This window comes from Streptomyces sp. NBC_01017 (assembly GCF_045162795.1).
Taxonomy (GTDB): Bacteria; Actinomycetota; Actinomycetes; order Streptomycetales; family Streptomycetaceae; genus Streptomyces; species Streptomyces machairae.
In genome coordinates, this window is the sequence record NZ_CP108683.1 from 5396722 (window position 1) to 5409285 (window position 12564).

Consider the following 12564-nt stretch of genomic DNA (forward strand, 5'->3'; position numbering starts at 1 on the left):
CTCCTCACCTTGCGCGGCCTGCGTGGTCCAAGGCCTTCGCGGTCGCCCCACCGCCCGCCCCGGACCACGCCCGACTACCCGTAGCCAGTAGGGCGAAACCCCGCCGGCCGCGACCCCGCAAGGGGCGCGGGGAACTGCGCGGCCGGCCCCCACCGGCCCGCGGCCCGACGCACGGCTCTCCCCGGCCGAGCGCTAGCGCCTCTCGGGCGAAGGACCGGCCGAACGTCCCCGCCTGCAAGGCGATCAGCTTCAGGTCGACCATCGGGCCGACCGCCATGAACGCCAGTCGTGCGGTGGGCGAGAAGCCGCTCAGCGAGGCGGCGACGAACGCGTCCGCCTCGCTGCACACGCACAGGACGACCGCCAGGAGCGCCAGGAGCAGCACCGACAGCCAGGGCGAGGTGGTGAAGAGGTCCAGTACCGAGCGCGGCACCGCGATGCTGAAGGTCGCCGCGGCCGCCGCGCCGAGGACGAGGAAGCCGCCCGCGTGCAGGAAGTCGTGCTGGAGGCCGGCGGTGAAGGCACGCAGTCCGGTGGCGGCCGGGTGGGCGTGCCGCTCGGGCGGACGCAGCCACTCGTCACGGCCGAAGCGGGCCCACAGCCGGCCCATCACCACCGCCGTGGCCAGCGAGGCGATCAGCCGGGCGAGGACCATCCGCGGCTGCCCGGGGAAGGCGACGGACGTGGCCACCAGGACGACCGGGTTGACGGCGGGCGCGGAGAGGAGGAAGGCGAGGGCGGCCGAGGGGGCGACCCCGCGCCGCATCAGGCTCCCGGCCACCGGCACGGACGCGCACTCGCACCCCGGCAGGACGACACCGGCCGCCCCGGCGATCGGTACCGCGAGCGCCTGGTTGCTCGGCAGCAGGCGGCTGAAGAGCCGCTCCGGCACGAACGCCCCGATCGCCGCCGAGACCACCGTGCCGAGCAGCAGGAAGGGCACGCCCTGCACCGCGATCGCCGTGAAGACGGTCCACCAGGCGGCCACGGGCGGGGTGTAGAGGTCGAGGGCGAGCATGGGGCCGAGGACGGAGACGACCGTGGCGATGGCGAGGAGCGCGGCGCCGCCGACGACGGCGTACACGAGGGCGCGTACGACGAGCCGCAGCCCGTCGGCGAGCGTCCGCGCGGTCCGCTGGTTGTCCACGTGCCTGTCCCCACCTGTCCGGATGTCCCGCGCAGCCAAGCGGGACGACCTGTGGGCCGGCTTGGGCTGGTTACAGAGGGGGCTGTGCGGGTGCGGGTCCGAGGGTGGTGGTGCCGGGGGCCGTACGGTGGCCGAGTCCCGTCCGGTACGCGTCCAGCGCCGCCTCCACCCGTCCCGTACGGCGCAGCAGATCGCCGAGCAGCCGGCACAGGTCGGCCAGGTCACCGGCCGCGCCGGCGCGCTCCAGGAGGCTCAGGGCGCGGACGTAGTGCTCCTCGGCGGCCTCGGTGTCGCGGGCGTCCTCGGCGATGATGCCGAGGAGGCGGTGGGCGGCGGCGGAGTGCAGGGCGCCGCGCTCGGGGCTGAGGTCGCTGAGCACCTCGTGGAGGAGGGCGGCGGCCTCGTCGGACTTGCCGCGCCGGTGCAGTACGTCGGCGAGTTCGACGGCGACCTGGCTGGTGTAGAGGGCGGCGCGCTTGGCGGTCAGCATGGTCTGGGCCTCGCGCAGTTCGGCTTCGGCGCGCTCCAGGTCGCCGTTCTGGGCGTAGACGTAGCCGCGCATCCAGTGGCAGTTGGCGAGTTCGGTGCGGATCTGGAGCTGGCGGTACAGCTCGGCGGCCTTGGCGAGGGAGGCGTCGGCCTCGGCGACCCGGCCTTCGGCGAGCAGGGTGCGGGCGACGGACCGGTGCATACGGGCGACCAGGGCGGGGTCCGCGGCCTGCGGGGCGAGGGCGAGGGCGTACTCGGCGGCCTGGGCGGCGCGGGCGTGGGCGCCCATGTCCATGTAGGGGCCGATGACGCTGGCGTAGAGCAGCAGGAGGGCGTCGGGGTCGTGCAGTCCGCCGCGGTTGAGCTCGTCGAGGGTGGATTCGATGAGGTAGACGGCGTAGCGCAGTTCACCGGCGAGGTAGTGGGACACGGCCCGGCCGCGCAGCGCGGGCACCCGGGCGGGCAGCGGGGCGTCGGCGTCCGCGAGGACCTGCTCGGCCCGCTCGAAGTACCGCCGGGCGGAGTCGATTTCCCCGACGTCGATGTCGCAGTGGCCGAGCCCGAGCAGCGCCGCCGCCCGTTCCTCGGCGAACCCGTGCGCGTCCGCCTCCGCGAGCAGCGCGGTGTACTGCTCGGCCGCGGCCTCGGCCTCGCCGGTGGCGAGGGCGCGTTGGGCTTCGGTCAGTCTCATCCGCAGGGCCGTGACGAGGTGCGCGGGCCGTCCGGTGGCGAGCTCCTCGAAGGCGACGCCGAGCCGGTCGGCGATATGCCTTAACGCCTCGTCGGAGGCGCGCACCCGTCCCGCCTCCAGGGTGGAGATGTACGCGGGGGTGTACGCCGGCTCCGCCAACTGTCGCTGCGTCAGCCCACGATCGGCCCGCAGCTGCTGGACCCTTCGCCCGATCGTCCCAGGATCATCACGGTCCGACACGCTCAACGCCCCCAACTCCCCCTGTGCCCCTTGCCGTTCGACTCCGACAGCCCATAGGTTAAACCGCGTATTAAACGTGGTTAACACCTGGCTGTTGCGAGGTCGCCGTGCAGGAACGCACCAACACCACCGAGCGGTACACCCGAGGTCTCGCCGCGGCCGTCATCGCCGTGGCAACTCTGATCCTGGCAGCCAACACGGGCCCCACCCGAGCAGCAGAACCGACTCGGACAGAGCAACCGACCCAGCATGTCATCCCGGTGACGACGACGCCGTAGATCTCGCAGAGCAACCACGCCGGCCACCACCGCCCGCACGGGGACCCGCCCTGACCGTCAGCCGCTGACCTGCAGCTGCCGCAGCTGTCGGTGGACGTTCTCCAGGGCGCCGCGCCGGCGTCCCGGCACTCTGCTCCTCAACTCCACGAGGACGGGACCCAGTTCGCGTGCGAGGGCCGTGTCGTGGATCTGCCCCCACTGGTGGTGGGCACGGTCCACCGCGGCCTCCACCGCGGGCGCGTCCGGGGCCTGTCCGGCGGAGAGCCGGGACGAGGCGACCGTCAGCCAGGTGCGGCAGCTGCGCACCGGGTCCCCGGCCAGCATCGCCAGGTCCGCGCGGACCTCGCCCCAGTGCAGGGCCTCCTCGGAGGCGTGGCCATGGGTGTGGACGGCGGTCTGCTCGTACCGGGCGGCCAGCGCGTCGGCGTCTGCGTGCCGGCCCGTCTGGACGGCACTGGTGATGGCGGCGTGCGGGTCGCTCGGCACGGGGCCCTGTGCGGTCAGCACGATGTCGATGCCGACCCCGGCCTCGGGGGCGATCCGGGACAGCGCCTGCTGGTGCAACTGGTCCAGGGGCGGGCGGTGTCCGCTGCGCAGCAGGGTCGCGACCGCCTTCATGTACGCCGGGCCCGCCAGCGTCCGCCGGTTCGGCGGCGCCGCGATCCGGCCGTAGACGGCGTGGTTGCGGCCCGAGTCGAGGGGGTTGGCGAGCAGCCACCGCCAGGTCTCGTGGTCGGCGTGCAGATCGAGGACCAGCGAGGTGGAACCCGGTGCGCGCAGGCGCAGTTCCTCGCGGATCCAGTGCCAGGGGAAACCGTTGTAGCGCACGGTCGACGGGGTGGACCGGGCCAGCGCCAGGTGGGGCAGGTGCTGGCGGCGGTCCAGTTGCAGCTGGCCGGCGACGAAGACGGTGAGCGGGCCGGGGGCGACCGCCGCGGCCCGCAGGCGGGTGAGGACGGCCTGCGGCTCCAGGGGGTCGGCGAGTTCGACGACGTTGGCGGTGTCCGTGCCGGACAGCACCGCGGGCGGGACCGCCGCGAGGATCGGGAGCACGGAGGCGGCGTCCACCAGACAGCCCCTGCCCGCCGGTGAGGCGGCGAGCAACAGCACTGTTCCGGGCATCGGCCCCTCCCCATCCCCCGTCGATCACGTACGGCAGCACCGTAACCGCTGCGGGTGCAAAGAGGGGATCTCAGGGCTGCAAACGTCCGTTTCCGTCCCCATTCCCCACACCGGCCGTCCGCCGTACCGCGAACACCGTCGTGTCGTCGGACAGATGCCCCCTGCAGTGCCGCAGCGTGCTCTCCCGCACGAAGTCGACCAGGCGCCGGGGCTGTGCGATGTCCGGGTCGGCGGCGACGGCCTTGGCGACCTCGGTGTCGAGCGGGAAGAAGACGCCGTCGCCGTCCCGGGCCTCGGTCACACCGTCCGTGGTCAGCAGCAGGGTCTCGCCGGGCCGCAGGGGCACCCGGTGCACGGGCGGCGGACCGTCGGCGGGGGCCAGACCGCCGTAGCCGAGAGGCAGGGCGTGGCCGGGCGGCAGGGACTCCACGCCGTCGGGGCCGACGACGAGCGGACAGTCGTGGCCGAGGACGACGGCATCGATCGTGTCCGGCTGTTCCTCGGGAAAGCCGATCAGGACGGCGGTGGCGAACCGGTCTCCCTCCTCCTTGCCCAGAGCCGCGCGCAGGCGGATGTGCCGCAGCAGACGCTCCTCCAGCAGTACGGCGACCTTCGCCAGGTCCGGCTCGTGGTAGGCGCTCTCACGGAACGTGCCGAGCAGTGCGGCCGCCGCCTCCACGGCACCCAGCCCCTTGCCCTGGACGTCGCCCAGGATGACGCGGGTGCCGTGCAGGCCGATCTGGATGTCGTAGAAGTCTCCGCCGACCCTGGCCTCGCTGTCGGCGGCGAGATAGACGGCCGCGTGCTCCAGACCGCCCCAGCCCGGCGGCAGCGGGCGCAGCACGGTACGGCGGACGGTGGCGGCGACGTCCTGGATGTGCAGCATGCGCCGCTCACCGCGCACGCGGACCGCGCAGGCCAGCGTGGCGAGGACGCCGCCGATGCCGGCGAGGACGAGGTCGGGCAGGCCTGCCTGGTACTCGTGCGGCAGGGCCGCGTCGGCGGCCAGGTAGGTGGCGGGGGCGAGCACCGCGAAGATCGCCGTCCCCCACACCCCGCAGATCGCCGCGGCGATACCGGGCACCAGCACGATCCAGGACAGGATCCGGAAGTCGCTGCTGGTCCTGAAGTCGACGGCCACGATGCCGACGAGCAGCACCAGCGGCGGCACCCAGGCAACGCTGTGACCGCGCACGCTCAGCAGCCCCGACCGGCGCGCGACGCCCTGCGGGCCGGCTTCACCGTCGCTTACGGCCCTCATGGGCTTCAGCGAAACACGGCGTTCGACGCGCCGCATCCGGGTACCCGGGCCCCGTCCTCGAACGCCGGACGGGGCGGGATCGGCACCGCCGACTTGCCACCCGACCGCCCCAGGTGTGCTCTGGATGGCGGGGGCGTGGAGAGAGAGGAGTGCTCTCATGGCTCATGCGGCACCCGTGCCCCGACGGGCCCGGCGGGTGGGTACGACCGGGTTGAGCGGTCTGCCCGATGTGTTGAGCGCGCGGACGCACCGCGTCGCGAGTGTGGCCATGCCGGTCGTCCTCGGACTGGTCTACGGCTACTGGGCCGCGGCGAACCGGCGCTCCGGCGGGGAGATCACCGGCTGGAACCTGCTCTTCGGCTTCGTCACCGCGGCCGCGTTCATGGTGCTGTACGTCGCCGTGCGCTGGGTCGCCTCGCGGATGATCCGGGAGGTGCACGCCGTCCTGTGGGCCGCCTTCACGGGCGGCACGTTCGGGTTCCTGTACAGCCAGGCCCCCAACACGGTCCTGAGGTCCTCGATCATGGGGCTGGTGATCGGCGCGGCCTGCTTCGCCGTGCTGTTCTACCGCTACTACACGCACGAGGACGCCCAGGGCCAGCGCCTCTGATGAGCCACCCGTTCGGGTGAACGGCGCACGGGAGGGCGGAACAGTGCCGCCGTATGCAGGCACACCGCTGGCGCCCCGCCCCCGGTGACCTTTGCCTGAGAGGGTGCCCACCCGTCTGCGGAACGCCCTGTCGGCAGTGCTGATCGCCCTGTCGTGCCTCCTCGTGCCGTTCGGCGCGCTGGCGGCGTGGGTGACGTACGCACTGGTCGACACCGGCCGGTATGTGACCGCGATGGCGCCGCTGGCCCACGATCCGGCGGTGCAGGGCGCCGTCGCGGACACCGTCGGCGCCGGGATCATGGACGCGGTAGGCGACCGACTGGACGCTTCCCCCGTCTCCCCCGTCTCGCCGGTCTCGCCCGAGAGCGGCGCCGTGCGCCCCTTCGTGCAGGACGCGGTGCGCTCCTTCACCCGGACCGAGGCCTTCCGCACCGCGTGGGATGCGGGCAACAGGGCCGTCCACGACGCGGTGCTGAGCGCCCTCCAGGACGGACAGCAGCGCACGGTCACCGTCGACCTCGCCCCGGTCACCGCCCAGGTCAAACGCCGGCTCACCGAGGACCGCATCCCGTTCGCGCACCACATCCCGGTGGAGCACACCGACGTCCCCGTGCTCCCGGCCCACGAGCTGGACCGGCTCAGGAAGGGGTACGACGTGCTCGAAGTCGCCGGGTTCTGGCTGCCCGTCTCCGCCGTCGCGCTCGCCGCGACCGGCATCGCCGTCGCCGCCTGCCGCCGCCGCGCGGTCACGGCGACCGCGCTGGGCACGGCCCTCGGCGGCGCGCTCCTGCTCCTGACGCTGGTGATCGGCCGCCGGCTCACCCTGGCCGGCCTGGCCGAAGCGGCCCACCGCCCGGCCGCGGGCGCGGTCTACGACGCCCTGACCCAGACCCTGCGCACAGTGTCCTGGCTGCTCATCGCCCTCGGCCTGGCCGTGGCCCTGGTCTGCCGCCTCACGGACCTGCTCGCACGACGCCGCCAAGCATCCGCAGCGCCCACCGCAGATCCGGCTCAGGAACCGACGCGAGCCCGAGCCTGACGGCGTCCCGCGAACCCGCGCATCCCCTGCCCACAATCCGCTGCCAACGCCCCGCGCCCCGGCTACTCACCACCCCCGACCCGACCGTCCCCCTCATCTGCCGCCTCACGGCCCCGCTCGCACGACGCCGCCAAGCATCCGCAGCGCCCACCGCAGATCCGGCTCAGGAACCGACGCGAGCCCGAGCCTGACGGCGTCCCGCGAACCCGCGCATCCCCTGCCCACAATCCGCTGCCAACGCCCCGCGCCCCGGCTACTCACCACCCCCGACCCGACCGTCCCCCTCATCTGCCGCCTCACGGCCCCGCTCGCACGACGCCGCCAAGCATCCGCAGCGCCCACCGCAGATCCGGCGCAGGAACCGACGCAAGCCCGAGCCTGACGGCGTCCGGCGTACGGTTCGGATCCACCGCGAAGGCGGGACCGGGCGTCACGGCGATGCCGTGCGCCGCAGCAGCGGCCGTGAACGTGTCCGCGCGCCACGGCGCGGGCAGCTCCCACCAGGCGAAATAGGCGCGGGGATCGGACCGTACGGCGAACCCGCGCAGTTCCTCGTCGGCGATCCGCCGGCGGCGCTCGGCGTCCGCCCGCTTGGCCGCGACCAGCCGCTCCACCGTCCCGTCCCCGATCCACCGCACGGCCGCCTCCAGCGCGAACCGCCCCGCACTCCACCCACCGGACCGGACAGCCGCCGCCACGGTCCCGACCCGCTCCTCGGGTACGACGAGGAAGCCGGCGGTGAGCCCGGGCGCGACGCGCTTGGAGAGGCCGTCGACGACATGGGTGAGGCCGGGCGCGTGGGCGGCGAGGGGGTCGTCGTCCGTGAGGAACGACCAGATGCGGTCCTCGACGACGGGGAGGTTCAAGTCGACGGCCGTATCGGCGAGTCGGCGTCGGCGCTCGGGGCTCGTGGTCACCGAGGTCGGGTTGTGCAGGGTCGGCTGCAGGTAGAGGGCGGCCAGCGGAGCCGTGCGGTGGGCGGCGGCGACGGACTCCGGGCGTGGGCCCTCCTCGTCCGTGGCCAGCGGCACCAGGGTGATGCCGAGCCGGGCCGCGATCTCCTTGACCACGGGATACGTCAGCGCCTCGACGCCGACCCGGCCGCCCGGCCGGACCAGGGAGGCGAGGGCGGCGGCGACGGCCTGGCGGGCGTTGCCGGTGAAGAGGATCCGGTCGGGGGCGGGATGCCAGTCCGGGGTGGCGAGGAGGCCGGCCGCCGCTCGGCGGGCTTCAGGCGTGCCGGTGACTGCGGCCGGACGGAGAGCGTCGGTCAGGACGTCGGGGCGCAGGAGCGGCGCGAGGGCGGGGGCGAGGAGCTCCGACTGGCCGGGCGCCGAGGGGTAGTTGAGCTCCAGGTTGACCGGCGCGGCGGTCGCGGCCTCGACCAGGGCCCGCCCGTTCCCCGCCGGAGCGGCCCGCACGAAGGTCCCGCGGCCCACCTCGCCGACGACCAGCCCGCGCCGTACGAGTTCGGCGTACACCCGCCCCGCCGTCGACCCGGCGATCCCGCTCCGCCGCGCGAACACCCGCTGCGGGGGCAGCCGTTGGCCCGGCCTGAGCCGTCCGGCGGCGATGTCGTCGGCCATGCGGTCGGCGAGACGCCGATAGTCGTCCACGAGACCCCCATACGCAGGCACAGGCTCCCCGGATTGCACCGAGGGCAAAGATCTTATTGCACCGAGGAGTTGGGGCGATCTAGGGTCGTCCACATGAGCCCCTTCCTCGCATATGAGGACAGAGGAGCCGATATCGCATCGGTCCCGCTCGTCCTCGTTCACGGCCACCCCTTCGACCGCACGATGTGGGCCCCGCAGATCGGGACGTTCGCCGCCGCCCGCCGGGTCGTCGCCCCCGACCTGCGCGGTTACGGCGCCTCCCCGGTCGTCCCCGGCGTCACCCCGCTCTCCGCCTTCGCCGACGACATCGAGGCCCTGCTGGACGACCTCAAGGTGGAGACCTTCGTGCTGGCGGGCCTGTCGATGGGCGGCCAGATCGTCATGGAGTGCTACGCCCGCTTCCCCCACCGCATCCGGGGTCTGGTCCTCGCCGACACGTTCCCGGCGGCGGAGACGGCGGAAGGCAGGAGGGCACGGAACGCCATGGCGGACCGGCTGCTGCGCGAGGGCATGCGCGGATACGCCGACGAGGTGCTGGAGAAGATGGTCGCGCCGTACGCCGACGCCGAGGTCAAGGCCCACGTCCACCGCATGATGACAGCGACCCCGCCCGAGGGTGCCGCGGCGGCCCTGCGCGGACGCGCCGAACGCCCCGACTACCGCGACCTGCTCACCCGGGTCACGGTCCCCGCCCTGGTCGTCGTCGGCGCGGACGACGCCTACACCCCCGTCTCCGACGCGCAGTCCATGCACGCGGCCCTCCCGGACTCGACCCTGCGGGTGATCGAAGGCGCGGCCCACATGCCGAACCTGGAGCGGCCCGAGGAGTTCGACGAGGCGCTGGGGGAGTTCCTGGCGCGGGTGGACGGGTGATCCGTACCCGTGGCCGCCACGCAACCTTCCCCCCATGACCCCCGTCTTTGAGGGAGGATTCGGGCATCCCACCCGCGAGCGGAAGGCCGGGACTTGGAGACTGCGGCTGCCGAGTGGACGGCGTCCCGGGACGGCGAGCCAGGAGGCCGGGCCGGGCACAGGCTCGGCAGATGGACGGCCGCCCTGCTGTTCCTGGGCGTCAGCGCGGTCATCGGCTGCCGGGTCGCCGACGTCGACGGCATCACCCCCGTCCCTCAGCTCCTCGCCTTCCTGCCGTGGCTGCTCGTGCCCACGGGCCTCGGGCTGCTGCTCGCGCTGTTCTCACGCTGGTGGTTCGGCGTCGTGTGGGCCGTCGCCCTCCTCGGACTGCTGGCCTGGTACATCGAGCCGTACGGGAAGACCGGCCGGACGGGCGGGGCCCCGCTCGTCTCCTTCCGCGTGCTGACCTCGAACGTCGAGTTCGGGCAGGCGACCGACGCCCTGGTCGCCGCCGTCCGCCGCGAGCGGCCGGACATCGTGTTCGTCCAGGAGTGCGAGTACACCTGCGACGCCGGGCTCAAGGAAGCGCTCGGCACCGACTATCCGCACCGGGCGGCACGGATCGAGGCCGGTTCGGCGGGGTCGGTCGTCCTCAGCCGCTTCCCGCTCGACCCGGCCGACGGCGTCGACGGCACCATGGCCATGCCCGGCGCGATCGCCGACGTGCGCGGACATGCCGTACGGCTGCAGCTCGCGCACCCCATGCCGCCGCTGCCCGGGCACGTCGACCTGTGGCGCCGGGAGCTCGGCGACCTGCGGGACTTCGCCGCCGAGAGCGTCGGCGGCGACGGCAGAACCCCGGTCGTCCTCGCCGGGGACTTCAACGCCTCCCAGGACCACGCCGCCTTCCGCCGCATCCTCGACGCCGGTCTGCGCGACGCCACCCGGCTCACCCGCGAGGACCGCACGCCCAGCTGGCCGGCCCGGACCGCGCCGGCCTTCGGGGTGCAGATCGACCACGTGCTCCTCTCGGCCGACTTCTCCGCCCGCACCGCCCGCTTCCTCGACCTGCCGGACACCGACCACCGTGCCCTGCTCGTCGACGTCACCCTTCACCAGCGGCGATGAGGCCGGCGACGAGCTGAACAGGCGTGCCCATAATGGGCCCCATGTCCCGCGAGCTTCCCATCGGCCTCACCCCGCCCGACTGGCTCGTGCGCAACCTCCGGGCCCAGCCGGCCCCCGTCAACTGGCCCGCCGTGATCCGCGCGGCGATCGCGCTGTCGCTGCCCCTGGCCGTCGGGCTCGCCGTCGACCGCCCCGGATACGGCGCCCTCGCCTCGATGGGCGCCCTCAACGGCGTCATCAGCGACACCGCCTCCGCCTACCGCCTGCGCATCCCCACGATCGCGATCCCGCAGCTCTTCGGCGCGGTCGGCATCACCCTCGGCGCCCTGGTGTACGGCCACGGCTGGGTCGCCGTCGCCGCCGTCACCGGCGTCGCGCTGGTCTCCGGGATGATCTCGACGATCGGTGCGGTGGCCTCCGTGTCGGGGCTGTTGCTGCTGCTGACGTCCGTGATCGGCGCGGGGCTGCCGCTGCCGGGCGAGTGGTGGATGGCCCCGCTGCTGATGGCGGGCGGCGGGCTGCTCGTCCTGGTCCTGGCGCTGCTCGCCTGGCCGCTGCGGTCGGGGGTGCCGGAACGGGCCGCGGTGGCGGACAGCTACCGGGCGGTCGCCGAGCTGCTGGAGGTCGGCGGCAGCGACAGCGGCACCACCCAGGCGTACGACGCCGGCCGGCACACCGTCACGCAGTCCCTGAACCAGTCCTACGACATCATCCTCACCCACCGCGCCCGCCATCACGGCCGCAGCCCCGAACTCACCCGCCTGCTGGCCCAGTTGAACGCCATCACCCCGGTCGTGGAGGCCGCCCCCGCCGCCCGCCTCAGCGGCAGCCCCCTCCCGCCCGAGGTCCCGGCGGCGGTACGGCATCTCGCCTCCGCCGTGGAGAGCGGATACACGGGACCGATAGGGCTGAAACTGCCCGCCCCGACGACCGAGACCGGCCGCGCCGTCGACCACGCCCTGCGGCACGCCGCCGACGTCGTCGCCGACCCGGACGTCGACCCGCGCGGCATCGACGACCGCCTGGGCCGCCCGGCCGCCCTGAGCATCCGCGCCGCCCGCGCACTGCGGGGCGCCACACTCTCCGCGGCCTCCTGGCGCTACGGTCTGCGCCTCGCCCTGTGCATCGGGATCGCCCAGGCGCTGGTGTCCCTCATCCTGGTCCCCCGCTCCTACTGGGTAGCCCTGACCATCACCTTCGTCCTCAAGCCCGACTTCGGCTCCGTCTTCTCCCGGGCGCTGCTGCGTGCCCTCGGCACGGTCGCCGGGCTGGTCATCGCGGCGGCGGTGCTCGCGGAGGTGCCGCGCGGCTGGTGGGACGTACCGGTGCTGTTCCTGCTGGCACCGCTGATCCCGGCGCTCACCCCGCGCGGGTACGGCTACCAGACGGCCGCCATCACCCCGGTGATCCTGCTCCTGTCGGACGTCCTGAGCCGTCAGGGCACCGCCCTGCTGCTGCCCCGCCTCGGTGACTCCCTCATGGGGTGCGCGATCGCCCTGATCGCCGGTTACCTGCTGTGGCCGGAGAGCTGGCACACCCGGGTCGGCGCCCGGCTCGCGGACGCCGTGCAGGACACGGCACGCTACGTGGAGGGCGCCTTCGGCCCGGACCCCGTGGACCCACCGGCCCGCGCCCGGATGCGCCGCGGCCTCTACCGCACCCTCTCCGCCATCCGCACCGAATTCCAACGCGCCCTGACCGAGCCCCCGCCCACCGGCCGCCGGGCAGCCGCCTGGTGGCCCCTGGTCGTAGCGGTGGAACGCATCGTCGACGCGACCACGGCGGCGAGGGTACGAGTGGCCCACGGCGCAGCTCCACCGTCCACCACGGAGGCAACCCAGGTGGCCCGCCAACTGAGAGAACTGGCAGAGGGCCTACGCGAGTCGGAAACCCTGTACGAGGTCCGCACGGACCTGACCGGCCCGGAGGGCAGCGTCCTGGAGCCGCTGCGCCAGGAGGTGGCAGCGGCAAGAGCCATCGCGTCCCCGCACTGAAGCTGCTCAAGGGGCCCGGCGCTGTATCGGACAAAGCGGCGCGGCCGCCCCGTGCAGGAGGGCGACCGCGCCGTGTGTGGGGGGTGGATCCTGGCCC

General features: G+C 73.9%; 10 protein-coding genes. 5 read left to right on the forward strand and 5 right to left on the reverse strand.

Features of this window, described 5'->3' with window-relative positions:
* Nucleotides 1-4 precede the first annotated feature (4 nt).
* From OG331_RS24620 to OG331_RS24635, 4 genes are all read right to left on the reverse strand, one after another.
* On the reverse strand, nucleotides 5-1147 hold the full coding sequence (locus OG331_RS24620) for a permease (protein ID WP_406199816.1): 1143 nt from the start codon (nucleotides 1145-1147) through the stop codon (nucleotides 5-7).
* A 70-nt stretch (nucleotides 1148-1217) separates the two neighbouring features.
* The gene (locus OG331_RS24625; protein WP_406199818.1) at nucleotides 1218-2567 is read right to left on the reverse strand and encodes a tetratricopeptide repeat protein; all 1350 of its coding nucleotides are present in this window, start codon (nucleotides 2565-2567) and stop codon (nucleotides 1218-1220) included.
* A 335-nt stretch (nucleotides 2568-2902) separates the two neighbouring features.
* Nucleotides 2903-3967, reverse strand: a complete 1065-nt coding sequence (locus OG331_RS24630) for a hypothetical protein (protein ID WP_406199820.1) — start codon at nucleotides 3965-3967, stop codon at nucleotides 2903-2905.
* 70 nt (nucleotides 3968-4037) lie between these two features.
* The gene (locus OG331_RS24635; protein ID WP_406199823.1) at nucleotides 4038-5228 is read right to left on the reverse strand and encodes a PP2C family protein-serine/threonine phosphatase; all 1191 of its coding nucleotides are present in this window, start codon (nucleotides 5226-5228) and stop codon (nucleotides 4038-4040) included.
* 157 nt (nucleotides 5229-5385) lie between these two features.
* On the opposite strand from OG331_RS24635, the gene OG331_RS24640 reads away from it, so the two are divergent.
* Together OG331_RS24640 and OG331_RS24645 are read left to right on the forward strand one after the other, a co-directional pair.
* Nucleotides 5386-5838: a hypothetical protein gene (locus OG331_RS24640; protein WP_406199825.1), complete on the forward strand. Its 453-nt coding sequence runs from the start codon at nucleotides 5386-5388 to the stop codon at nucleotides 5836-5838.
* A gap of 103 nt (nucleotides 5839-5941) precedes the next feature.
* Nucleotides 5942-6877: a hypothetical protein gene (locus OG331_RS24645; protein ID WP_406199827.1), complete on the forward strand. Its 936-nt coding sequence runs from the start codon at nucleotides 5942-5944 to the stop codon at nucleotides 6875-6877.
* A 296-nt stretch (nucleotides 6878-7173) separates the two neighbouring features.
* On the opposite strand, the gene OG331_RS24650 is transcribed toward OG331_RS24645, so the two are convergent.
* Nucleotides 7174-8493 carry a PLP-dependent aminotransferase family protein gene (locus tag OG331_RS24650; RefSeq protein WP_406199829.1) on the reverse strand — a complete coding sequence of 440 codons (1320 nt, stop codon included), beginning with the start codon at nucleotides 8491-8493 and terminating at the stop codon, nucleotides 7174-7176.
* Nucleotides 8494-8586: 93 nt separating this feature from the next.
* Here OG331_RS24650 and OG331_RS24655 point away from each other — a divergent pair, with 93 nt between their 5' ends.
* From OG331_RS24655 to OG331_RS24665, 3 genes are all read left to right on the forward strand, one after another.
* Complete coding sequence (locus OG331_RS24655; protein ID WP_406199832.1) at nucleotides 8587-9366, forward strand: alpha/beta fold hydrolase; 780 nt, start codon at nucleotides 8587-8589, stop codon at nucleotides 9364-9366.
* A gap of 93 nt (nucleotides 9367-9459) precedes the next feature.
* A complete protein-coding gene (locus OG331_RS24660; protein WP_406199834.1) occupies nucleotides 9460-10473 on the forward strand; it encodes an endonuclease/exonuclease/phosphatase family protein in 1014 nt (337 codons plus the stop codon).
* Nucleotides 10474-10514: 41 nt separating this feature from the next.
* A complete protein-coding gene (locus OG331_RS24665; protein WP_406199836.1) occupies nucleotides 10515-12467 on the forward strand; it encodes an FUSC family protein in 1953 nt (650 codons plus the stop codon).
* The last annotated feature ends 97 nt before the right edge of the window (nucleotides 12468-12564 follow it).

Excerpts from the sequence above, each read along its gene's own strand:
- OG331_RS24630 (WP_406199820.1), bottom strand. The coding sequence starts at position 3,967 with ATGCCCGGAACAGTGCTGTTGCTCGCCGCCTCACCGGCGGGCAGGGGC.
- OG331_RS24635 (WP_406199823.1), bottom strand. The coding sequence starts at position 5,228 with ATGAGGGCCGTAAGCGACGGTGAAGCCGGCCCGCAGGGCGTCGCGCGC.
- OG331_RS24640 (WP_406199825.1), top strand. The coding sequence starts at position 5,386 with ATGGCTCATGCGGCACCCGTGCCCCGACGGGCCCGGCGGGTGGGTACG.
- OG331_RS24655 (WP_406199832.1), top strand. The coding sequence starts at position 8,587 with ATGAGCCCCTTCCTCGCATATGAGGACAGAGGAGCCGATATCGCATCG.
- OG331_RS24665 (WP_406199836.1), top strand. The coding sequence starts at position 10,515 with ATGTCCCGCGAGCTTCCCATCGGCCTCACCCCGCCCGACTGGCTCGTG.